Raw genomic sequence first — 22171 nt, 5'->3', positions numbered from 1 at the left:
GAGGATGCGGCTTTACTCATTTGGGTGAAGTCGCTCCTTTTCTACTTGTCATGAAAGTCGATAAACTATTTACAATACCGTACAAGCCAGCCATCCGTACTTCCTGAAATCCCAGTCCCTCGCCATCCTTCTTCAAGCAGTTTTTGCTGAGCTTTTGTATCTTGCATCGGAATGAATTGCTCCACTTCCCATTCGTCCCCCTCTATATGAAGATGTTTCACAAAAACGTAACGCAACACCCCGTTATATTTCTTTTTCAGCGCGGCAATTTCCATCTGCTGTGAAAACTTGTCCTTGAGACTTGCGATGTTAAACGGAGCAACCGTTGCGCAAACGTACTTATAGTCTGCCACTTTCAACTGCTCCATTAAGACGTCTGCCATAATCTTTTGCAGACGGTAGCCACGATAGCGTGGCGAAACAGTCGATATCTCCTGATAAATAACAGACTCAAATTCCGCCGAATCAAGCCCAACGTCGGAACCGAGATGCTCTTCATCTGCTCCAGGGACAAGTAATGCACGGAATGCGACGAGCCGTTCATCTGCAAACACCCCTACCATCTTACCGCCGTCAGCCAAAATATATTCGTACTCTTTTTGGGATAATGAAGATAACGAACTTGGATTATCAAGTACATAAACCACCTCATTCTGTACACGTATAATTTCATGAAGGTCTTTCAGGTGCAGTCGTCGAATATAAAACGGATGATTATCTTTTAACAAACCACTATAAAGAATATCCATCTTCTTGTCCCTCCGCTTCATTGGATAAAACTGGTATGCTATACTAAATGAAAAGATTACTGAATAGGGGGATTACTTTTGTGACAAGTTTAAAAAGTATCGGCCAAATTGGGGTTCCTGCAAAAGATATTAATCGAGCTATTTTATTTTATAAAGATTTACTTGAACTACCGCTTTTATTCAACACAGACACAATGGCTTTCTTCGACTGCGACGGTATCCGCTTAATGCTTAGTCTTCCCGAAAAGGAACAATTCACAAACGCAAGTTCCGTCTTTTATTTCAAAGTAGATGACATCACAGCAAGCTTTAGTCAGATGAAAGAAAAAGGTGTTTCATTTATCGATAAACCGCATGTCGTCGCAAAAATGGACTCCACAGAAACGTGGATGGTGTTTTTCAATGATACCGAGGGGAATACGCATGCGCTGATGAGTGAAGTAGCCGTATAACTATTTAATGAAATATACTACTCACTTATTCATGTTAAAAAAGGAGTTGCTTCACTCATTATGAGTAAAGCAACTCCTTTTCTTGTCATCAAGCGCAATCCACTAATAAAGCATCTTCGCATTAACCAACTATCCCATTCGTACTAAAATTTTATTTCAATGTACTTTGCGACAACCAAATCATATTTGGGTCCTTTGTAAAATTAGCAACATTGTATAAAAATAATACTTCAGAGATGTTTTGATCATTCAAATACATAAGGACATCCGAATGATAATATCGAAGATCTAGTACATGTATTTCCTCAAAGTGATTCGCTAAAAAGGGGATAAATGCATGAGCATAGGAATCTTTAACAATCGCCAACTTACGGCCATTTCCGACCCCTGTTTTAATTTTTACAAGTGTATGATTACCATCCAAGAATAGCGAATACTTATCCTTTTTCTCAAGATAATCCCATTCGTATAATGATTCAGATTGTCGTCCGTCTTCATAGGTCACTGTTTGAGTAGTTTCAAAATTCGGCAAATAAACTTCAATCTTGTCCGGCTCAACACCGATCGCATTCGTCTTGGAATGGAGTGTTCCGAAAAAATTTTCAGCTACCGTTTTAATACGAAAGTCGTCTTCTTCATATGGCTTTATCCCCAACGCTCTCGCTGAATCTCTATAAGCTAGATATGCCCCACGCATCGTCCAATGGTGATCTGTTCTAAAATAGATTTGCTCGTTACTTTGCGATTTGAGCGCATCGTATACATCAATTACCTCCATTACGGAATCCAACTTTTCTTTCGCGGTTTCAAATGCTTCTCTTTCGCTGGAAGTTTGAGCAAAAAGGGGCAGTTTGTCCTCATATAGCGCTATCGAAGTTGGTGCAAGTAATACATACGACTGAATACCTTCTGCATTTGCAGCAAACCTTTTCACATACTCAATGTTTTTATCAAACTGTTCGCCAGGTTTTTCAAATGGTTCAATAAGGAATCCATCTTTGCCGAAGAAAACCCCGTTATTTTCTTTTTTCAATGAAGCCCTTTCCGACATCGCCTTCAGCCTCACCCAACCATCTTTCCAAATAAACTGATCAGACATATACGTTTCATAACGCGCCGTTAACTTTCCAGAATAAAAATTTGGCAATGTCCATTCAGGCATTTGAGCTAATGGACGGTTTTCTCTCTCAGAGAATGCACGGTCGCTAGCTAACACATTGAATAACCCTATTCCAAAAATGAATACCAAAAATACACCTACAAAACACTTTTTATGAATAGACAATGTGTCACCTCCTAGAAGCGAAAATAAAGAAATGGGTTGTATGAATCATCCGCTAAGTAAGCGGTCGACAAGACGAGAATAAGTAAACAAAATACAGGAATTAAAATTTCGTCAATCACTTTATGCCAACGTGTCATTTTATTCCTCAACGTTTTCAAAATTGGAACCGAGCCAATAAAAGCTAACAGAAAGAGAATAGCATTTGTATACGCATCGTACATGAATCGCTCATTTACCAATGCTTGTCCCGAAAACCCAAACATAATTTTCAAATAGGTAAAACTCATGGAGAGGTCTTCAAAAACGAATAGTACCCAACTAATCATGATGATAACAAACGCGTAAATGTGTTGGAAAATCGGGTGCATTTTTTCGAGTAGCACCAGTAACCCTGCCTTTTCAATCGCAATCAATACACCAAAGTAAAGACCCCAAGCCACGAAATTCCATGCAGCCCCATGCCATAATCCGGTCAGACCCCAAACGATGAATAAATTTAGATAGAGCCTGTATTTACCTTTTCTACTCCCGCCTAGTGGTATATACACATAGTCCCGGAACCAACCGCCAAGCGTCATATGCCACCTTCGCCAAAAATCAGAGATACTGCGGGAAACAAACGGATAATTGAAGTTTTGCGGAAAATTAAAACCGAACATTTTCCCGAGGCCAATGGCCATATCAGAATAACCGCTAAAATCGAAATACAGTTGCAAACCAAATGCTGCAATCCCCATCCAAGCCGATAATACTGACAATTCGGCAGGACTTTGCTGCTGAATTTCACTCCATAAAAATCCTATGTTATTGGCGAGCAACACCTTCTTACCAAGCCCGATAAGAAAAATCTTCACACCTTCTGAAAATTGATTAAGCGTAACACGTCTGTTTTTAAGTTCATGTTCAATAATTTCGTATCGTACGATAGGTCCTGCAATAAGCTGTGGAAACAAACAAACATATAGCGCAAGCGTCAACGGATTTTGTTGTGCTTTCACCCGTCCACGATACACGTCGATTGCATACGACATCGTTTGAAATGTGTAAAAAGATAAGCCAATCGGTAATGGAAGGTCCAAGGCATTTACATTCATGCCGAATAAATTATTGATGTTTTCAATTAGGAAGTCTGCATACTTGAAAAAAGACAATAAACTTAGATTAATAACAATAGATGAAAGTAATCCGAGCTTCGCTTTAAGCGGCGCAGTTAACCTGTATTTTTGAATAAATAACCCGTGAAAATAATCTGTAATAGCCGAAAAAATCATTAAAAATATATAAACAGGTTCTCCCCATGCATAAAAGATAAGACTAACGATAAGGAGAATGCCATTTTTCATCTTTCTAGAACCGCAAAAATAAAGGAGTAATGTAGTTGGTAAAAAGAAAAATAGAAATAATAAGCTACTGAATACCACACAATCACTCTCCTAGCTTTTGCTATGTAGAAAGACGCTTATTCAGCGCCCTTCAAATACGCCTCGGCGTGTGTTTTAGTCCGAATCTTGAATTGAGCATGTGCCTGCAGGATACAGGCATGCAAACATTGACGCAGGACGCGGCAAACTTAGATTCCTTCAAAATCCGTGACATCCGCTAGAGGCTTCTAAAGTCGCGAAATAAGCACCTTTAGAATTCACTTTACTTTTTCATCAAAAATCTGCTCTACTGCATCTACATTGCCATACGTAACGTATAGAATAAAATCACCTGTCGTTTTTAACACATTGTTTTTCACTTTTTCATATTGATCAGGAAGATATTGTTCCCATGTTTGTATTTGTGCATCTAATTCTTTTTGCAACGAGGCTTTCAATGATTCTGCGTCCTTCTCATTCTTCGCTTTCAAGACAATTATTTCATCCGAATTGATATTAAACATAGAGTTGAACATCAAACCTTCTGCTAGTAACTCTTTATCAAGTTCTGTTCGCTCCATAAATATTTGTGTCATTGAATCGTCTGTTTTAGCATTTACTAAATTCGTCTCCACATAATTTTGAAGAATTTCCTCATCAGTTTGTCCATCGTCGAATCCTGCATCTTTTATATCTTGTACAACTTGCCCCTTAATACTTTCCATTATGTCTTTGACGGAAACTTCGTCCTTTATACCGTCATTTAATCCTGATCCCGAACAACCCACCATCGTAAAGATAACCATTGCACATATAAGCATTCCAAACTTTTTTTTCATAAAAAATTCCTCCCCAACCTTTCAACTAGCAGTTACTTTGGCTGCTAACTGATTTGACGGATGATCTTTATTTTCGTTTCAGGCATTTTTTGGAACTCCTTTATAAAGTGAAAATTCAATCGGGATGGGGGTTCTGCCCGTTACTATGGGGTTAACAACGCAGTGTTTCACATGAAACATTGTTACTATGGTGGCCAGCAAAGTAACTTTTTATTTTCCAAATAAAAAGCATCACTCTATAAAAGAGTGATGCTTTTCCGTACAAAAATAGCACTGTCAACGACAGTACTACTCTGTTTACTAATATGAAATCCCGACACGAAAACCGATATTATCGCCTTGCAGTAGTTCACCGTAAGCAAAAGCAGCTGTGTCACCAACGGATATTTGTTTACCGTCCTCTGGCAACAAGTCGCGCTCAGTTCTGTAGTCACCCACTGCAACACCATCCGGTAAATAAGTAGGGCAGACAATTGTCCACTCAAGCCCCGATTGACGCAGCCTGTCATACACTTTATGGTGCTCCTCCGCTGCAAAAGTTAGTCGACGATTTGTATCTCCAGCTTCATAACGCAGTTTTTCGGGATCAATCTTACTTTGCAAGATGCCTGCTGTCCCAATTGTGACTAGCCGATTAATTCCCGTATCCTCCATCGCTCTTATCATATGAGGAACTGCCTCAGTCAACGTTGTTGTCTGGTCTGTACCTAGCGAACTGAATACAACGTCCATTCCAGCAACAGCATCCGAAACTGCTACAACATCACGGACATCACCTTGGATAATCGTCAACCTATCATGTGGCGCCAATTTCTCAGGTGAACGGACAAGTACCGTCACTTCATGCCCTTCTGCTAATGCTAAATTTAGGACTTCCCCACCCACGCGCCCTGTTGCCCCAAACAATGCGATTTTCATAAGAAACATCTCCATTCTATAAATTACTTTCTCATTTTATTAATAAATAAACGCCCGTAAATAGTAAAATGCCATATGTGAAGATCCGAAAGGTCTTTTGACTGATATGACGGAATAGTAGTTGTCCTAGATACAATCCAGCAAATACTAGCGGCAGTGCCATTCCGATTGAGGTCCAGATACCTTTATTTGTACCAACAAAAAGCACTTGAATGAGTAGACTAACGGAATAGATGAATAAATAAAACGCGAGTGTCGTTGCACGTAATGTTTCTTTTTGCATAGCCGTTCCTGCAAAGTAGAGCAAAAGCGGCGGACCTGGCATGCCAATTCCTGTCGTCAACGTACCGGATAATCCGCCAACAACAAAGTCCCCACGTTTAGTTCTCTTAATTCGAAGGTTCAGGACAAGCAGCAGTGTTAGCAAAAGAAGAACAATGCCTATGCCCGTTTTCAATTTGTTGATATCCGCCGAAATGAACAAAATGATACCAATTGGCAGTCCAGATAAGCTCCCGATTATCAACTTTTTTAATAGGTCTGTATCCACATCTTTACGTATTTTAGCAATAAGTGCGCTCGAAATAACAAGCGATAAAACTAGGTTAATCTGAATGGCCTCCATCGGATTGAAAATCATAAGTAGAAAAGGTGTCGCCATGATCGAAAAACCAAACCCTGTACTTGTCTGTAAAATGGACGCAAAAAGTATAATGCTAATAAATATGAAAATTGTCATTCTCACACCGCTTTCTCTATCACTTTAAGTGTATCAGAATTCTGAAATTGTTTACGACTATTAGTAATCTGAATTATTTTACTTTAGTAAATTCATTGACTTTACCTAATTTGCACACTAGAGTTAGATTCAATTCTTGCAACAATCGAATAGCACTACATCACTTTCTTATCCAGAGAGATCGAGGGACAGGCCCTATGACATCTCGGCAACAGGTTCATGACCAATGAACACTGTGCCAACTCCTACAGACGCGTATGCGTTTGGAAGATGAGAACGAGATGGCTTCTTTTATTAGAATCCCTCTTTTTCTTATCTATTTTAAGAAAAAGAGGGATTTTTTTCGTTCTTACAACTGTCTAGCTTCAGCGGCCAGATGCTCGGGGTCACAAGTCATTTTGCTAGTTGCATCCGTTGTCCGCACAGAATTAACGAAGTACTTAGGGGGTCAATACATGATTGAATTTAAAAATGCATCCAAGACGTTCGCCCTTGGGAAGCGTGAGGTACATGCGGTAAAAGATGTTTCTCTTTTCGTTGAAAAAGGTGAAATTTTCGGCATCATCGGTTTTAGCGGCGCTGGAAAAAGCACATTGCTACGGTTAGTAAATATGCTTGAACGCCCGACTTCAGGCTCTGTTTTCATTCGAGACATCGACGTCAGTACATTATCCTCAAAAGATTTACGGACGCAACGTCGCAACATCGGCATGATTTTTCAGAACTTCAACTTGCTGAACTCACGGACAGTTGCAGGAAACATCGCGTATCCTTTGAAACTTGGCGGAATGCAAAAAAAAGCAATTGCGGAACGCGTCGAGGAATTATTGGACTTCGTTGGCCTGGCCGATAAAGCTAAAGATTATCCGGACCAACTATCAGGAGGGCAAAAGCAACGCGTAGGTATAGCCAGAGCACTCGCCACTTCACCAGACATCCTTATCTGTGATGAAGCCACATCTGCACTAGATCCTGATACGACCGCCGATATACTGCGGTTGTTGAAAAAGGTGAATAAGGATTTGGGTATTACAATCCTCCTTATCACACATGAAATGCATGTCATTCAAACAATTTGCGACAAAGTAGCGGTCATGGAAAATGGAGAAGTAATCGAAACAGGTGATGTTTTTGAAACATTTACTGATCCTCAACATTCGACAACACAACGATTCATCCAATCCGTGCAGCAGGATCTACCTTCAGAAAAATTGATTAATGAGTGGCAATCAAAAGGTGGTACCAAGTTATATCGAGTTATTTTCAAAGGAGACATTGCAAGTGATCCTGTTCTTTCAAAAGTTACACGTAAACACGATGTTGATTTCAACATCGTTTACGGTTCAGTTCGAGAATTACAGGAACGATTTTTTGGCAATCTACTTGTTTCATTTGAAGGAGAAACGGATGCTGTAAGCCATGTATTAAAAGAACTTGAATTAATTGTAGACATAGAGGAGGTCCTAAAAGATGAACGTTGATTGGCTTACATTTTGGCCCCGGATTGTAGAAGCAACCGGCGAAACACTGATCATGGTAATCGCCACTCTCGTTTTTGGTTCCATTTTTGGAATTGCAATTGGCCTGCTATTATTTGTCACTAGGCAAAATAATATTTTGGAAAACAAACTTGTTTCTCAAATATTAAATATAGTCATTAACATCGTTCGGCCTGTTCCGTTCATCATCTTCTTAGTAGCCATTTCACAACTGACAAGATTAGTTGTCGGGACAACAATCGGAACTGCAGCAGCCATTTTTCCGATGACAATTGTTGCAACATTCGTCATTGCCCGAGTTGTTGAAAATAACTTGGTCAGCATTGATCCTGGCGTTATTGAAGCAGCACAGGCAATGGGTGCAAGCCCTCTTCGGATTATCTTCACGGTTTTGATACCAGAAGCATTGGGTCCACTTATTTTAGGACTTACCTTCGTTTCCGTCAGTCTTATCGATTTCTCGGCAGTTGCCGGAACAGTTGGCGGCGGAGGTCTTGGACATGTCGCGATGACATACGGTTATCAACGGTTCGACGGTAGTGTCATGCTCGTTACGGTCGTCATTTTAATCATCATGGTGCAATTGGCACAATGGCTTGGCAATACACTTTCTAAAAAAATCATGCGTCGGTAATCTGGGGAAAGTGCAAGATGCCTGGAGCTAGACACTGTTCCAGGTCAAAGAATCTTATACTTAATAATCTTTAAAAAATACAATCATTCAACTAAAAGGAGACTAATTAAATGAGGAAATTATGGTTAGTAAGTTTAGCAGTATTAACTGCTATTGTACTCGCTGCTTGCGGCGGTAAAGAAAGCGGAAATAGTGATACAGTCAAAGTGAAAATTGGTGTCAACGGTGCAGATGGTGTCCAATGGCCATTGCTGAAAGAAAAAGCGGCAAAAGAAGGAATTGAAATCGAACTTGTCGAATTCGCAGATTACACATTGCCAAATAATGCACTTGCACAAGGCGATATCGACTTAAATGCATTCCAACATTTCTCGTTCCTATCCCAATATGTAAAAGAAAGTAAAAATGAACTTGTTCCAATTGGCTCGACGATGTTTGCACCACTTGGCGTTTACTCTGAAAAAATTAAGGATATTTCTGAAATCAAAGAAGGCGACAAAATTGCGATTCCAGATGACCCTTCAAACCAAGCACGTGCGCTACGCCTACTAGAAAGTGCTGATTTAATTTCACTTTCAGATGACTTTGGATTGTTTGGTGACCCGACAAAAATCACTGAAAATCCATTGAACCTAGAAATCATTCCTATGGTTGCTCAACAAACACCTCGTATATTGCCAGATGTGACTGCAGCGATTATTAACAACGGAATTGCTGGACAAGCAGGATTTTCACCAGGAGAGGATCCACTCTTTAGAGAATCAAGTGACGATGAGAGTATTTACCCATATGTGAATTTAATCGTAGCAAGCGGGAAAGAAAAAAACAATAAAACATTCAAACGGATCGTTGAGTTATATCAAGAAGAAGATATTGAAAAAGCTATCGAAGAAGATACAAAAGGCGGATCATATCTTATTAAGTTAACACCGGAAGAGATTGATACCGTCTTTGAAGACCTTAAAAAATAATTGAACTGGGGGCATTCATAATGAGCATTGTAAATGAAAAGACGAACATATTATTCCATTCAATTGAACAGAACCATGACTTATATATTCAAACGAGTCAGGAAATTCATGCAAACCCGGAAATCGGAAACGAAGAAGTGTATGCAAGTGCTAAACATGTTGCGCTGTTGGAAGATGCAGGGTTTGAAGTAAAAACAGCGGTTGCTGGTCATGAAACATCGTTTTATGCTGTGAAAGACAGTGGAAAAAAAGGTCCGACAATCGCTTACCTTGCTGAATATGATGCACTTCCTGGGTTAGGACATGCATGCGGACATAATATTATTGGAACAACAAGTGTTGCAGCGGGGATTGCACTTGCCGAAGCGCTTCCTGAAACGGGCGGCCGCGTTGTCGTTTTAGGCACACCAGCTGAAGAAGGCGGTCCGAATGGCAGCGCAAAAGGCAGCTTCGTTAGACACGGTTATTTAAAGGACGTAGATGTTGCGCTCATGATCCATCCATCTGGAAAGACAGCTACAACAGGTGAATCACTCGCTGTGGACCCACTCGATTTTCATTTTTACGGAAAACCAGCTCACGCATCAGGTTCTCCTGAACAAGGTATCAATGCGCTGGACGCTGTCATCCAACTGTTCAACGGCATTAACGCCCTGCGTCAGCAGCTGCCTTCTGAGGTCCGCATCCACGGTATTATTACACACGGCGGCGATGCACCCAATATTATTCCCGAATACGCATCTGCACGTTTTTACATCCGTGCGGAATCTTGGCAGAAAACAGTCGAGACTTCTGACAAAGTCCGGAATATTGCTGAAGGCGCCGCCCTTGCAACGGGTGCAACCGTTAAAATTGAACGTTTCCAAAACGAAGTGAAAGACCTCGTTCTGAACTCCGTATTGGATGAAACGTTACACGTGGAACTTGAAACACTTGGTGAAGTCGTCCATACCGAAAAACGGAAAGGCAAAGGTTCGACGGATGCGGGCAACATTAGCTATGTAGTTCCGACTGCACATCCATACATTAAAATCGGGCCAGATGACTTGATTGCCCATACGGTTGAATTCAGGGAAGCTGCAAAATCGGAGCTTGGCAACCAAGCATTGATTACAGGAGCGAAAGCACTTGCGTCTACGGGGTATAGGCTGCTAACGGATGCCGAACTTCTTCATCGCGTGAAAGAGGAATTTGAAAGAGCACTTGCAGCAAAAGTATAACAGCAGTGTGATGAATTGATCCGTTCGCGGAGGTTATATGGTTCGGTCGCACATGCTATTATGATTGGTTGGCAAGCCTATATGCTCGGGTCGTACGCTATATGATCGGGTGGCAAGCCTATATGCTCGGTCTCTCACTCTATATGATTGGGTAGCTAGCTTATTTGCTCGGTTCGTACGATATTTGATTGGTTGGCAAGCTTATATGCTCGGGTCGCATGCTATTTGATCGGGTAGTAACTTATATGCTCGGGTCGCACGATATTTGATTGGTTAGCAAGCCTATATGCTCGGGTCGCATGCTATTTGATCGGGTAGCAAGCTTATATGCTCGGTTCCTACGCTATATGATCGGGTAGCAAGCCTATATGCTCGGGTCGCACGCTATATGATTGGGTCGTAACTTTTATGCTCGGGTCGCATGCTATTTGATCGGATAGCTAGCCTTTATGCTCGGGTCGCATGCTATTTGATCGGATAGCTAGCCTTTATGCTCGGGTCGCATGCTATTTGATCGGATAGCTAGCCTTTATGCTCGGGTCGCATGCTATTTGATCGGGTAGCTAGCCTTTATGCTCGGGTCGCACGCTATATGATCGGGTAGCAAGCCTATATGCTCGGGTCGCACGCTATTTGATTGGGTAGTAACTTTTATGCTCGGTTCGCATGCTATTTGATCGGATAGCTAGACTTTATGCTCGGGTCGCACGCTATTTGATCGGGTGGCAAGCTTCATGCTATCAAATAACCCCCCACCAAAAAAACAGAAAAAGGGTTACCTCAATCAGGTAACCCTTTTTCTGTTTTTTTATTATACCAACTCTTCAACAAGCTCGCGCATTGTTCCGTTCTTCGCCAAATTTGCATGCCATGAAAATGCTTTTTCCAAGACATGTGGCGTATGACCGCCTCTTTCAAGCGCCTCTTCGTAATAAGCGCGAAGTTGCTCGCGGTACATCGGGTGTGCGCAACGTTCGATTATGAGCTCCACACGTTCCCTTGGGGCAAGTCCGCGTAAATCTGCATAGCCTTGCTCTGTAACAATAATGTCGACATCATGCTCTGTGTGGTCCACATGTGAAACGAACGGGACGATACTTGAAATGTTACCGCCTTTTGCCGTTGACTTCGTAACGAAAATAGCAAGGCGTGCATTGCGGGCAAAATCACCTGATCCGCCGATACCGTTCATCATCTTCGTCCCTGAAACATGCGTCGAATTGACGTTGCCGTAGATATCGAGTTCAAGTGCTGTATTTATGGATATTAAGCCGAGACGACGGATAATTTCCGGATGGTTCGAAATTTCCTGCGGACGCATGATAAGCTTGTCTCGATACTTTTCAAAGTTATTAAAGACCTGATCCATCTTCTCTTCAGATAATGTAATTGATGCACAAGATGCGAAACGTACTTTTCCTGCATCAATCAAATCAAACACAGAATCCTGCAGTACTTCTGAATACACTTCTAAATCCTTGAATTCTGAGTTGATCATTCCGTGAAGAACTGCATTCGCTACCGATCCAATTCCTGACTGTAATGGTGCTAGACGTTCAGTTAACCGACCTGCTTGAATCTCAGTACGAAGGAACGTTAATAAATGCTCTGCCATAATTTCTGTTTCTTGATCAGGCGCTACAATCGTAGAAGGAGAATCCAGTTGGTCTGTGAAGACGATTCCTTTTACCTTTTTCATGTCAATAGGAATGCCAATCGTACCAATCCGGTCATCTACTTTCATTAACTGAATCGGCGACCTTTCACCCTGTTTACCCGGATCGTATAAATCATGCAGCCCTTCCAATTGTGTAGACTGCGCCATATTAATTTCTATAATAATTGCTTTTGCATGTTGCGCGAACGTCAATGAGTTACCGACCGAGGTCGTTGGAATAATCATTCCGTCTTCCGTTATTGAAACCGCTTCCAAAATCGCAAAGTCAATTGGCTCGACGACTTCAGCACGAATAAGTTCCGCGGTATGCGACAAATGATGATCCACAAATAGAAGATCGCCGTTATTAATCTTTTTCCGCATCGTTGGATCTGCTTGGAATGGTAATCTTTTATGTATAATATCAGCTTCAGCAAACAGTCGATCGATATCAGACCCTAACGATGCGCCCGTAAACACATTCACTTTGAACGTTTCGGTTTCCGCACGTTTCACCAATGCCAGTGGAACCGCTTTTGCGTCACCCGCACGTGTAAATCCACTTAACCCTAGCGTCATACCGTCTTCAATCCAAGACGCCGCCTCTGTCGGTGAGACAACAACGTCTCTCAATTGAACATTTTTAATTCGATCCATATGATTTCCCATCCATAGACGCCTCAATTCATAACTTTTAGTTAATTTTAACTTAAGCACTTACATGAATGAGGAATTAGGCGTTGGACAAGGAATTATCCGGTGAAGCACTAAAATACATGATTAAAGCAGCACGAATCAAGTTAAAACCCTAAAAGTTTACGAAAGTAACTGGAATAGGATTGGCTAACTGGAATTCTTGTTCCATTATCCATTTCCAAGACAAAAGTCGAGTGCGTATCAGGGTAAATCCCCTTGATGTGATGAACATTAACGATAAAGGAGCGATGACATCGTACAAATGACTCTCGCGGCAATAGATATTCAAACTCTTGTAACGTATTTTTATGAGTTCCTGAAAAACCCTCCGCCATCACATATGTTTTCCGGTCTTTCACCTCAACATATTTTACGCTTGCGAAAGGAACAGGAATCCATCCATCATGTGTCTTTACGGTAACGACAGATTTCCCATCCGTATACACGGGGTATATTGCAGTTACACACCCCTCTAGTTCCCCGTCATGATAAAACGGAACCGCCATCCCATGATAAGGGACACCAAACACATCACGGTTGATGAACTCCGACACTTTTTGTTTCTGGGAAATAGCCTTCTGTGCGATCGTGCCTTCCTTCACGGGATCCCCCGGCCTAATTTTTAAATCAACCCGCTTGCTGGGCAGATAATAGAGGTACTCCTCCGTATTCGACACCACTATAGAGATTTCATCTGAAAACACTTCCCCAATGACATCTAACAGTGCACTGAGACTTAAATTCTCCATTTTTATTACCCCTTTTACTCATTTCACGATTTATTCTTTTGCGTTCTTTCTATTATACTAGAAGTTCGTGCAATTGATTGGCAAAAAATATGGAACCCCTTTGGAAGCCACTGAAAAAGTTTTTTTATATAGTAAGAACTAGTTGATTGTAGTGAAGAGCGGCGACTCCAGCGGAAACAGCGCGAGCTGAAGACCCCGCAGGAACGCGAGGGAATGATGCCTTAATTTCTGCCAAGAACGCAGAAATACGGCAAATCGAACCCCTTGCTGTTCGATTGGCTGAAGCCGTGCCCGCGGAAAGCGTCCGCTCGGAACGGAAATCAACGGGATTGAAAGATATCATACTTTTTCAGTGCCCCCCTTTGGAGTCTATGTATACTGGGATTAACAAGATTTGTTGTATAATTAATTGTACAACTTCCTACATCTTGATTATAATAAATACTATCATAGACTAAAAATTGTGATAATAACAAAAATGAAATAACGAGGAGGAACAAGCATGCATGTAAGAGACCTACTTTTAGAGCGACTTGAAGTTGCCACAGTGAAGATCGATCAAACCGTGAGAGAAGTGCTGGATCAAATCAATGCGAGTGGATATAGATGTATTCCCGTTGTTGACAGCGAAGACTTCTATAAAGGTATGATTTATAAAGTTCACTTGATAGAATATCTGTACGAAGACAATGGGGATGAGAATTCAAAAATCGACCATTTGTTGAAGCATCAAGATACATTCATAACAGAACGTTCCTCTTTTTTAAGTGCACTCATCGAAATTAAGTCACTACCTTTTTTAAGCGTTGTAGAAAACGAGAAACTCGTTGGGATATTAACGCATAATAGTGTTGAAAGTGTGTTGGAAGATGCATTCGGATTAAAAACGGGGGGCATCAATCTTACGCTATCTTCGACTGAAGCTAAAGGTATGATTGAAAAACTGACGAAAACGTTACGCGGTGAAAACATTGAAGGCATGTTCACGCTGGATAATGGTTCCGTTCTTGCTCGAAGAGTAGTTATCACACTTGAAAGCGGAAAGACTGATGCAGAAATCGATAAACTAACCGAAAAACTTGAAAAAGGCGGTTTCAGAATTCTGCAAGTCGATAAAATCGATAAAGTTGATTGAGAGATAAATCGAAAAGCGTTGCACACATCCTACAATGTGTGCAACGCTTTTCAATTTTATTATGTCGTTGTTATCTTTACATCTGGTTCAGGAACACGTGAGAGAATAATGATTCCGATAATGAACAGGATTATCAGGCTGAATACCCCGTATGCAGAGCTTCCAGTCATCTGGGCAGTCACTGCTACCAGTAAAGGCCCCATGACGGACGCAAATTTACCGAAAATATTATAGAAGCCGAAAAACTCATTCGACTTTTCTTTTGGTACAAGCCTTGCAAAATATGAACGACTCAATGCTTGAATGCCGCCTTGTGACGTTGCAACGAGCATCGCCAAGACCCAGAAGTCCATCGTTGTTTTCATGAAAAACGCATAAATACACACAATGATATAAACACAGATTCCCACGTATAACATCTTTTTCCCGGTAAACTTCTGCGCCAATTTGCCGTAAAGAATTGCGAATGGCGCCGCCACAACCTGCGTGACAAACAAGATAATAAGAAGGTTTTCTGCGCTAATCCCTAAATCCGATCCGTAAGCCGTGGACATTGAAATAATTGTTCCAACTCCGTCTATATAAAAGAAATAAGCCAATAAAAATAAAAAAACTGTCCGGTATTTGCGGATTTCTTTAAATGTACCGCCAAGACGTCTGAAACTACTTGCCAATAAATTTGGTTCACGCTTAATACCATGGATCTGATGAACATTTTTGACCATCGGAATTGTGAACACAAACCACCAAATCGCTGTAATGACAAAGGCTATCCTACTTGCGGTTGACGTCGTAAGTGGAATAATCTCTTTACCTGCTAAAAGAATAATAGCAATACTGATAATGAACGGAATTGTGCTCCCGATATAGCCCAACCCGAAGCCCCTTGCCGATATCTTGTTCATTCGCTCCTCTGGTGTAACGTCCACTAAAAATGCATCGTAAAATATATTTGCCCCATGAAAACCAACGGCTGTGATGGTGTAGATGATCAATAACCATAACCAGTTACCGCCCGGTACGAATGCCAATGAAAGTGTCGCAGCTGTCCCCATAAGGAAAAAGAATAGAAAGAACTTCTTCTTTAATCCTTCATAATCGGCAATCGTTCCTAAAAGAGGTCCAATCATCGCGAGTATGAATGTTGCAATAGCAACTGTATACCCCAAATAAGCAGTTGAATTCGACATACTCACGCCTGCATCCGTCGCCACCGCCTTATAATAAAGCGGAAACACCGCAGTCGTGATAATAATCGAATATGCCGAGTTTGCCCAGTCATAGAAAATCCAACTGTTCTCCTCTTTACTGTACTTCTTCACGCCCTCATTCCCCCTCTCACTCCCTACTTACAGTGTACAATAAGGGGTGTTGAAAAATAATGAAAAATCAAAACTTTACAATCGTACAACTTCACTATTCTGCGATAAATACGTAGGTTGACATCGGTTTAATCGCATGATTCTTTTGCGCTTCTTCTAACAAAATCACTTCAGATTGAATTAGTGATTTTAGTTTTCCAGGCAGATCAACAAGGTTATTAATCTCCTCTTTGTAATCAGCTACGGTCATCGCAATTTCCCATTCCGCATCTTGTAGCTTAGGAGAATGAACGGATTGCTCATTTACAATTGTCCAGCCTGCATTTTCGACAACACGCTTTATATCCATTGGTGTAAATAAGGTACGTACATTTGAAAGACTGCTTTCTTTGAAGCACTCATACTGGGATTGAATAAGCACGGCCAAGAAATGAGGGTATTGCTCAATCATTTGAATTCTTGAATCCCATTCAGCAAAACATAAGGTCTTGCCCCATTTTCTAACCTTCTTTAAAATCCCCTCGAGTTCCTCAAATGATTTTAAGTACCAGGAACAATGTGAGAAAACAATATAGTCAAAACTTTTTTCAGGAAAATCTACCTCTGCTGATAAAACATCAACGTTAAATTCCATTTTAAGCTGCTTTCCTAACTTAGACTGCTGTAAATAACGAGCAGAATCACCTACAGTTATCGGGGCTCCATAATCTGGAGATGCAATATCTATCCCGAGAACAAATCCTTGTTCTCCAACGATATAAGCTAACGCAGCCGTCGTATCCCCCTGCCCACAACCGATTTCTAAAACACTACTTCCTTCTTTTATTCCCCAGGACTCAACGAGCTTAAGACGATGCTCTGTCTGAATTCGTTGAACCTCTTCACTGGAAGCCATACATTCTACAATGTTTGTAATCACGTGATCTTTCATATACACACCTCATTTTATGTAAGTATTTGAGCCCACAATCCCCACCCAAATACCTTTCTAAAACTTCTTTTCGCCAAAACCCCCTATTTCCCCTTTTTTATGCAAGTACCAAGTACCCAAACAAGGTTACTTACTTTTATTATGCAATTCAAATGACTCTTCAAGGTCACCCCATTTTACATTTACTTGTATAACTTCATCTTCGTTTATTTTTGTTCCACCTTCTGAAGCCCCGCTAGCTGTAAATAATAGCTCTTCAGGGGGTCCATCAAATTCTTTCGTCGTTTCCCCGTCACTAGAATTCGTTTTATGAGCGTATTCAAGTTTCCTTATTGAAGACAACTCTTCTAAAGATCCTTTGTATTTCAATAAAAATTGATAGCTATCTTCGTTGGAGTACGTTCTATCGCCGTTATCTTTCTTCCACACTTCCGTTCCCCTATAAACATATTCGGCTTCCCAGTGTTCACTTTCTCCTTTAAATTTATAATCATTGCTAACCCTTTTTGCACAAGCTGTTAAAACCAGTATTACTATTAATAACATGATTATTTTCTTCAAAGTAACTTCCTCCCTCAAAGTTATTGAATTAAACTTTTCCACTTTCATCGTTTAAATCCTTTTAAGATGCCCTCGCTTTCTTTATGCAGGTATACATTTGTTCAACATATAGAGTGCATAAAAGATCGAGTAAGTTTATTTCTTATGTTTTCAACCAATTTACAATTACCCAAATTTTAACACTAAACGTAACTGTTGGTTAGTTTTTAACTTAACCAAATACACCATTAACAAGAAATGAAGGATGCATCATGTGCCTGTTGTACTTTCATTCAAATCTTGGATCATAGTAAAATAACTTCTCAAACTTTGATTATCCTATTTTTATAACGTATTCCCAAAATAAAAAAGAGTCCCTAAAGCCCAAAAATTGTATTCACATTCCCCTTCTAAATGATAGAGTTGCTATAGGACAGTTCCCTCTGTTAGGGATGATTAGCTTTTTTATAGAGCAAAGAGGCAGGCGATTGATATCCAACAGTTAATTTTATTGCAGCATGTAATCGATTATGTGGAGGACCATATTAAAGAGGACATTAAACCTGAGGAACTAGCTAAACTGGTTGGTTATTCTCCTTATCATTTTTATAGGATTTTTAATAACCATGTTGGTTATACAATTATGGACTATGTTTTAAAAAGAAAACTGCAATACGCGTTATATGAATTAGTAAAAGGCGAAAAAATAATTCAAATTGCATTAGATTATGGATTTGAGACGCATTCTGGCTTTACAAAGGCTTTCAAGAAATATTTTGGCAGTCCACCAAGCTTATATAGGCTCCACTGTCCGCTATCATTACCTCAAAAAATTGACCTTTTGAGCCTTAGGCAAAAAAAAGTAGGTGGCATTGTTATGCAACCGAAAATTGTTCAGAAACCAGCTTTTACTATTGCCGGTAAAACATTTGAGAGTGTTATCGAAAATGTCTTTTACACAAGAGATGCACCTGCCTTTTGGGACCAAAGAATTTCCCCGGATGAATCAATCGAAAGCACTCTGTACGAAGCATTATCTCCAAAAAAACATGGAGAATATTGTATCAATCTTAGTAGCGTCGAAATAGAAGATAGATTTACTTATTTATTCGCGGTAAATTATGATCGAGATGTTCAACTACCTGCTGGACTGACAAAACTGCAAATTCCAGATGCTACTTATGCGGTTTTTAGGACTCCATTTGTTGAAGTCGAACAGTTTGTCTCTTCCATCAAGGGAACTTGGCTCTATATTTTAGAAGATTGGCTACCTCAATCTCTTTATGAAGTCGATGAAACAAGCTATGACTTTGAGTATTACGATGAACACTGTCATGACTGGGATTATGAAAAAATATATATGGAAATTTACTTGCCGATCAAAGAAAGAAATAGAGAGTGATCGATTCACTCTCTAGACTTGTTTAAGACAACTTTATATAAAAGTAATACAGGAGTTAACAAAATGGCACTAACAATGATAGCAATTTTTATTGTAAAGCTCGATGCTATAATCCCAATTACCGGACCACCTCCAATTTGACCAATAGCGTCCACTTGTCCCTTAACCGAAAAGAATGTTGCACGTACAGAGGAATCAGGAATAATTTTATTAAGCCAAATATCCTCTAATGGATACATGACTTGCCTTGTCACTTGAATGATTACATAAAAAATTAGCAAGCTGATCATATACGTTGAGAATGCAAAGCCAATTAATGAAATGACGATGAAGAAGCTGGCCACAAAAAGAACAACATAAATCTGCCTTAGATTTTGGTGGATAGCACTTCGATTCAGAAAATGGAGTGCTGCAAAGGAAATAAGCACGACAATGAACTGAATTCCCCCCATTATCACAACTAACTTCTCAATCGTTAACGAAGATATATTTGAGACCTCCAAAAAATGAGCGATCCATAATCGGTCAAAACCTTCACTATAAAACCCAATAAATAAAGCAATGAGAAATAGCATCCTTATGATGAAGCTCGCTTTGGAATAGGAAATAATATTGCCCATATTCTCCTTCATACTTCCCAGCGTAGATATTCTTCCTTCTTTATCTAACGGTTTGAAGTTTTCTTCTTTCATAAAAATCATTAAATAGACGGCTAATCCAATCATACATAGCCCGCCGATAATGATTGGTAGGTTAATCATAAAATAGCCCATTAAAATACTGAGCGGAATAGCTATAATTTGGCCAAGATTACCGGCCTTTGCCCCTTTTATAAATGCCAGTGAAGCACGTTCCTCCCCTATTTCATCTGCAATCCAGGCTTGCTGAGAGCCGCTAGTAAAGGTATAGCCAATCCCCCATGCAATTTGAGCCACTAGCACTGTTACAAAATAGGGAAATACCCCTTCAATTAAAAAACCGATTCCTATTAATATATACCCAATTATTAAAGATAACTTCCGACTTTTTAAATCCGAAACAACCCCAGTTGGAATCTCAAAAAGAAAAACGGAAAGCTCCAAAACGGTCCCAATTAACACAAGTTGAAGCGGATCAAGTTTTACAGTTTGCACATGGTACAACAAGTTCACCGTAAATATAAATGTGAAAAATAATTGTGATAAGAAGCATGTAGAAATATAAACTCGATATGGATCTTTTGTTTTTATTTTATTCATTTTCTATCCCCCCAGCTTGATTATAGTAAGAGGGATAGACATTTTCTTGTTCAAATTTGCGGTAATGGGCCATTAATGAACCCCTTGTTTAGCAATCGTGTTAAGTCAGACAATATGTATGTTATAGTAAAAGCACAACTGAATAACGTGTAGAAATTAGGTGCTTTTTTACGTTTGTATAAAAGCTTAAAAGGGAAGTTCGGTGAAAAACCGACGCTGTCCCGCAACTGTAAATGGGAGTACTCTTTTCAAATCCACTGTTCGTTACGAATGGGAAGGGAAAAGAACGCGATGATCATGAGCCAGGAGACCTGCCTATTTCAGTACACACCAATTCCCTACGCGGATAGGAGGTGTTAAGTGCGGCTATAATCGAGCAATTTCTTGTAAAAGCCGCCGTACGAAAGAACGTAATACAAAAGAAACATAAGAGGACTCAATACCTCTTATTTCACTGTGCAGTCAATAGTGTACTTCTGTTTACGAACCATTCGTTACGGCAACAAGCGACCATACAAATTTACGCATACTAGCATCTTCCTTACGTTTAACTAGGAAGATGTTTTTTTATTTCCATAAAAGAAAGGGATTTTAGCCAATGAAACTTGGAACAAAAGAATATTATCTGGACGCATTCAAACATGTCTTAATGACAAATCTCATCATAAGCGAATCACAATCACTGTCTTCAACCTATTCTTATTACGAAGAACAGATTGGAAAAACAACGTCTATAAACGAAGAGGTAAAAAAACTTTATTCACGTAACCTCCAAAAAGCATTCGATGAAATCAAACACGAAGTAATCGGTTCACCAGAAGATTAAGCTTAAAAAACAACCAGTAAATAACTGAATCCAACACTATATATGTTGAACAAATGAATACGGCGTATACGCTTTACAAGGGCTTTTGAGAGGCCACTGAAAAAGCCCCAATACTTAGAGCAAATTAGAATTCCTGCTAATACCGCTTCGACGCTTTGTGGATGCCTCCCGCGATAAGCCAGAAAGGAGACCACTTTCAGTCTTATCGCTCCGGCTACCACGAAGACGCGCCTGCGCTGGGTGGTCTATTTGAGAAAGCGCATTTCATTATCTGGGATGAAATCTGCAACCTGGATTGCGGATTTCTTGACTATAATTATATATGTTGAATCCGGTATATATACTGAGCGAAGGCGCCTTAACAGGGGTCGCCGAAGCCGTAAGACTGGATGCGAAGCGCTAATCCAGGCTTAGGGCGAGAGGCATCCCCAAAGCGCCAAGCGATCTACAATCCACAACCCGAATAACAGCTCTCTCATTATTGAGCACCACAACTGATTCAATAGGATTCTTTAATTCAACATATATAGCCGCTTCTTGTACAATTACTTTGGATTGCTTTGAATTGAACGACCTCTATATGATTACCGAGATGTCTTGATGTGTAGGGATGCGACAGGATTATCTAGGAGCAATGAACTGCAATTCCTAGCCACACTTGCCCATCGGTAAAGATGTTATAAATAGTTCGCCGAAAGCGGACTGGAAATGATCCAGTGAAAAAGGCATCAAAAAAAACGTGGCAGTCATAATAGACTTTCCACGCTTTTAATGTACTTACAGTTCCTGATAATTCCTCTGATGCGTACCACCGTCTTTTACATCCGCATGATACAACGCTTTCAAAGCAAAACTCTTCTCTAAGTCAAGCTCTGCCATTATCTGTTTCAGACGTTTTGACAGCTCTTTATCATTCTTTACAAGCTGTTCCATTTTCGTTCTTGAATATTTCAAAATCTGATTCCTCCTTCACATTCAGTTTGTCTTTACAGTATAACACCTATTTAA

22 protein-coding genes and 2 riboswitches are annotated in these 22171 nt (G+C 40.2%); of the genes, 8 read left to right on the top strand and 14 right to left on the bottom strand.

Features of this window, described 5'->3' with window-relative positions; genetic code table 11:
* Positions 1-65 precede the first annotated feature (65 nt).
* Positions 66-749, bottom strand: a complete 684-nt coding sequence (locus AZE41_RS00430; RefSeq protein ID WP_067204252.1) for a hypothetical protein — start codon at positions 747-749, stop codon at positions 66-68.
* 80 nt (positions 750-829) lie between these two features.
* Between AZE41_RS00430 and AZE41_RS00425 the strand changes: the two genes are divergently transcribed.
* Positions 830-1201 (top strand): VOC family protein, encoded by a 372-nt coding sequence (locus tag AZE41_RS00425; protein WP_231885749.1) that lies wholly within the window; start codon positions 830-832, stop codon positions 1199-1201.
* Between the two features lie 151 nt (positions 1202-1352).
* Here AZE41_RS00425 and AZE41_RS00420 read toward each other — a convergent pair whose 3' ends face one another.
* The 5 genes from AZE41_RS00420 to AZE41_RS00400 all read right to left on the bottom strand — a co-directional run bounded on the left by AZE41_RS00420 (position 1353) and on the right by AZE41_RS00400 (position 6343).
* A complete protein-coding gene (locus AZE41_RS00420; protein WP_067204247.1) occupies positions 1353-2486 on the bottom strand; it encodes a DHHW family protein in 1134 nt (377 codons plus the stop codon).
* An 11-nt stretch (positions 2487-2497) separates the two neighbouring features.
* A complete protein-coding gene (locus AZE41_RS00415) occupies positions 2498-3907 on the bottom strand; it encodes an MBOAT family O-acyltransferase (protein ID WP_067204244.1) in 1410 nt (469 codons plus the stop codon).
* Between the two features lie 218 nt (positions 3908-4125).
* Positions 4126-4686, bottom strand: coding sequence for a DUF4358 domain-containing protein (locus tag AZE41_RS00410; protein ID WP_067204241.1), 561 nt, complete (start codon positions 4684-4686; stop codon positions 4126-4128).
* Positions 4687-4986: 300 nt separating this feature from the next.
* Complete coding sequence (locus tag AZE41_RS00405) at positions 4987-5604, bottom strand: NAD(P)-dependent oxidoreductase (RefSeq protein ID WP_067204239.1); 618 nt, start codon at positions 5602-5604, stop codon at positions 4987-4989.
* A 31-nt stretch (positions 5605-5635) separates the two neighbouring features.
* Positions 5636-6343, bottom strand: a complete 708-nt coding sequence (locus tag AZE41_RS00400) for a sulfite exporter TauE/SafE family protein (protein ID WP_067204231.1) — start codon at positions 6341-6343, stop codon at positions 5636-5638.
* A gap of 165 nt (positions 6344-6508) precedes the next feature.
* Positions 6509-6620: riboswitch (SAM riboswitch) on the top strand.
* 178 nt (positions 6621-6798) lie between these two features.
* Here AZE41_RS00400 and AZE41_RS00395 point away from each other — a divergent pair.
* The 4 genes from AZE41_RS00395 to AZE41_RS00380 all read left to right on the top strand — a co-directional run bounded on the left by AZE41_RS00395 (position 6799) and on the right by AZE41_RS00380 (position 10667).
* Positions 6799-7824, top strand: coding sequence for a methionine ABC transporter ATP-binding protein (locus tag AZE41_RS00395; protein WP_067204228.1), 1026 nt, complete (start codon positions 6799-6801; stop codon positions 7822-7824).
* The gene (locus AZE41_RS00390) at positions 7814-8476 is read left to right on the top strand and encodes a methionine ABC transporter permease (protein ID WP_067204226.1); all 663 of its coding nucleotides are present in this window, start codon (positions 7814-7816) and stop codon (positions 8474-8476) included. The genes AZE41_RS00395 and AZE41_RS00390 overlap by 11 nt, the downstream gene beginning before the upstream one ends.
* Before the next feature lie 110 nt (positions 8477-8586).
* Positions 8587-9447 carry a MetQ/NlpA family ABC transporter substrate-binding protein gene (locus AZE41_RS00385; protein WP_067204224.1) on the top strand — a complete coding sequence of 287 codons (861 nt, stop codon included), beginning with the start codon at positions 8587-8589 and terminating at the stop codon, positions 9445-9447.
* A gap of 20 nt (positions 9448-9467) precedes the next feature.
* Positions 9468-10667, top strand: coding sequence for a M20 family metallopeptidase (locus AZE41_RS00380; protein WP_067204221.1), 1200 nt, complete (start codon positions 9468-9470; stop codon positions 10665-10667).
* Between the two features lie 811 nt (positions 10668-11478).
* Here the strand turns inward: AZE41_RS00380 and AZE41_RS00375 are convergent.
* The 3 genes from AZE41_RS00375 to AZE41_RS00365 all read right to left on the bottom strand — a co-directional run bounded on the left by AZE41_RS00375 (position 11479) and on the right by AZE41_RS00365 (position 14112).
* Positions 11479-12993, bottom strand: a complete 1515-nt coding sequence (locus AZE41_RS00375) for a succinyl-CoA:acetate CoA-transferase ScpC (protein WP_067204218.1) — start codon at positions 12991-12993, stop codon at positions 11479-11481.
* A gap of 131 nt (positions 12994-13124) precedes the next feature.
* Positions 13125-13769, bottom strand: a complete 645-nt coding sequence (locus AZE41_RS00370) for a LytTR family DNA-binding domain-containing protein (RefSeq protein ID WP_067204215.1) — start codon at positions 13767-13769, stop codon at positions 13125-13127.
* A gap of 124 nt (positions 13770-13893) precedes the next feature.
* Positions 13894-14112 carry a hypothetical protein gene (locus AZE41_RS00365; protein WP_067204213.1) on the bottom strand — a complete coding sequence of 73 codons (219 nt, stop codon included), beginning with the start codon at positions 14110-14112 and terminating at the stop codon, positions 13894-13896.
* 159 nt (positions 14113-14271) lie between these two features.
* On the opposite strand from AZE41_RS00365, the gene AZE41_RS00360 reads away from it, so the two are divergent.
* Complete coding sequence (locus tag AZE41_RS00360; protein WP_067204210.1) at positions 14272-14904, top strand: CBS domain-containing protein; 633 nt, start codon at positions 14272-14274, stop codon at positions 14902-14904.
* A 59-nt stretch (positions 14905-14963) separates the two neighbouring features.
* On the opposite strand, the gene AZE41_RS00355 is transcribed toward AZE41_RS00360, so the two are convergent.
* The 3 genes from AZE41_RS00355 to AZE41_RS00345 all read right to left on the bottom strand — a co-directional run bounded on the left by AZE41_RS00355 (position 14964) and on the right by AZE41_RS00345 (position 17718).
* Positions 14964-16226, bottom strand: coding sequence for an MFS transporter (locus AZE41_RS00355; protein ID WP_067204208.1), 1263 nt, complete (start codon positions 16224-16226; stop codon positions 14964-14966).
* Between the two features lie 94 nt (positions 16227-16320).
* Positions 16321-17157: a class I SAM-dependent methyltransferase gene (locus tag AZE41_RS00350; protein ID WP_067204206.1), complete on the bottom strand. Its 837-nt coding sequence runs from the start codon at positions 17155-17157 to the stop codon at positions 16321-16323.
* A 126-nt stretch (positions 17158-17283) separates the two neighbouring features.
* Positions 17284-17718, bottom strand: a complete 435-nt coding sequence (locus AZE41_RS00345; protein ID WP_231885748.1) for a hypothetical protein — start codon at positions 17716-17718, stop codon at positions 17284-17286.
* A gap of 490 nt (positions 17719-18208) precedes the next feature.
* On the opposite strand from AZE41_RS00345, the gene AZE41_RS00340 reads away from it, so the two are divergent.
* Complete coding sequence (locus AZE41_RS00340) at positions 18209-19099, top strand: AraC family transcriptional regulator (protein ID WP_231885747.1); 891 nt, start codon at positions 18209-18211, stop codon at positions 19097-19099.
* A gap of 5 nt (positions 19100-19104) precedes the next feature.
* On the opposite strand, the gene AZE41_RS00335 is transcribed toward AZE41_RS00340, so the two are convergent.
* Positions 19105-20337, bottom strand: coding sequence for an MFS transporter (locus AZE41_RS00335; protein WP_067204201.1), 1233 nt, complete (start codon positions 20335-20337; stop codon positions 19105-19107).
* Between the two features lie 141 nt (positions 20338-20478).
* Positions 20479-20670, top strand: a riboswitch (cobalamin riboswitch).
* Positions 20671-20935: 265 nt separating this feature from the next.
* Here AZE41_RS00335 and AZE41_RS00330 point away from each other — a divergent pair.
* A complete protein-coding gene (locus AZE41_RS00330; protein ID WP_067204199.1) occupies positions 20936-21163 on the top strand; it encodes a hypothetical protein in 228 nt (75 codons plus the stop codon).
* 777 nt (positions 21164-21940) lie between these two features.
* Here AZE41_RS00330 and AZE41_RS22975 read toward each other — a convergent pair.
* Positions 21941-22117 carry a hypothetical protein gene (locus AZE41_RS22975; RefSeq protein ID WP_187046304.1) on the bottom strand — a complete coding sequence of 59 codons (177 nt, stop codon included), beginning with the start codon at positions 22115-22117 and terminating at the stop codon, positions 21941-21943.
* Positions 22118-22171 lie beyond the last annotated feature (54 nt).

Source organism: Sporosarcina psychrophila (assembly GCF_001590685.1).
Taxonomy (GTDB): Bacteria; Bacillota; Bacilli; order Bacillales_A; family Planococcaceae; genus Sporosarcina; species Sporosarcina psychrophila.
The sequence above is the reverse complement of the archived record's forward strand: the minus strand, read 5'-3'. Positions and strand labels throughout refer to the sequence as shown.

Excerpts from the sequence above, each read along its gene's own strand:
- AZE41_RS00430 (WP_067204252.1), bottom strand. The coding sequence starts at position 749 with ATGGATATTCTTTATAGTGGTTTGTTAAAAGATAATCATCCGTTTTAT.
- AZE41_RS00410 (WP_067204241.1), bottom strand. The coding sequence starts at position 4,686 with ATGAAAAAAAAGTTTGGAATGCTTATATGTGCAATGGTTATCTTTACG.
- AZE41_RS00405 (WP_067204239.1), bottom strand. The coding sequence starts at position 5,604 with ATGAAAATCGCATTGTTTGGGGCAACAGGGCGCGTGGGTGGGGAAGTC.
- AZE41_RS00400 (WP_067204231.1), bottom strand. The coding sequence starts at position 6,343 with ATGACAATTTTCATATTTATTAGCATTATACTTTTTGCGTCCATTTTA.
- AZE41_RS00395 (WP_067204228.1), top strand. The coding sequence starts at position 6,799 with ATGATTGAATTTAAAAATGCATCCAAGACGTTCGCCCTTGGGAAGCGT.
- AZE41_RS00390 (WP_067204226.1), top strand. The coding sequence starts at position 7,814 with ATGAACGTTGATTGGCTTACATTTTGGCCCCGGATTGTAGAAGCAACC.
- AZE41_RS00385 (WP_067204224.1), top strand. The coding sequence starts at position 8,587 with ATGAGGAAATTATGGTTAGTAAGTTTAGCAGTATTAACTGCTATTGTA.
- AZE41_RS00380 (WP_067204221.1), top strand. The coding sequence starts at position 9,468 with ATGAGCATTGTAAATGAAAAGACGAACATATTATTCCATTCAATTGAA.
- AZE41_RS00375 (WP_067204218.1), bottom strand. The coding sequence starts at position 12,993 with ATGGGAAATCATATGGATCGAATTAAAAATGTTCAATTGAGAGACGTT.
- AZE41_RS00370 (WP_067204215.1), bottom strand. The coding sequence starts at position 13,769 with ATGGAGAATTTAAGTCTCAGTGCACTGTTAGATGTCATTGGGGAAGTG.
- AZE41_RS00365 (WP_067204213.1), bottom strand. The coding sequence starts at position 14,112 with ATGATATCTTTCAATCCCGTTGATTTCCGTTCCGAGCGGACGCTTTCC.
- AZE41_RS00360 (WP_067204210.1), top strand. The coding sequence starts at position 14,272 with ATGCATGTAAGAGACCTACTTTTAGAGCGACTTGAAGTTGCCACAGTG.
- AZE41_RS00350 (WP_067204206.1), bottom strand. The coding sequence starts at position 17,157 with ATGAAAGATCACGTGATTACAAACATTGTAGAATGTATGGCTTCCAGT.
- AZE41_RS00335 (WP_067204201.1), bottom strand. The coding sequence starts at position 20,337 with ATGAATAAAATAAAAACAAAAGATCCATATCGAGTTTATATTTCTACA.
- AZE41_RS00330 (WP_067204199.1), top strand. The coding sequence starts at position 20,936 with ATGAAACTTGGAACAAAAGAATATTATCTGGACGCATTCAAACATGTC.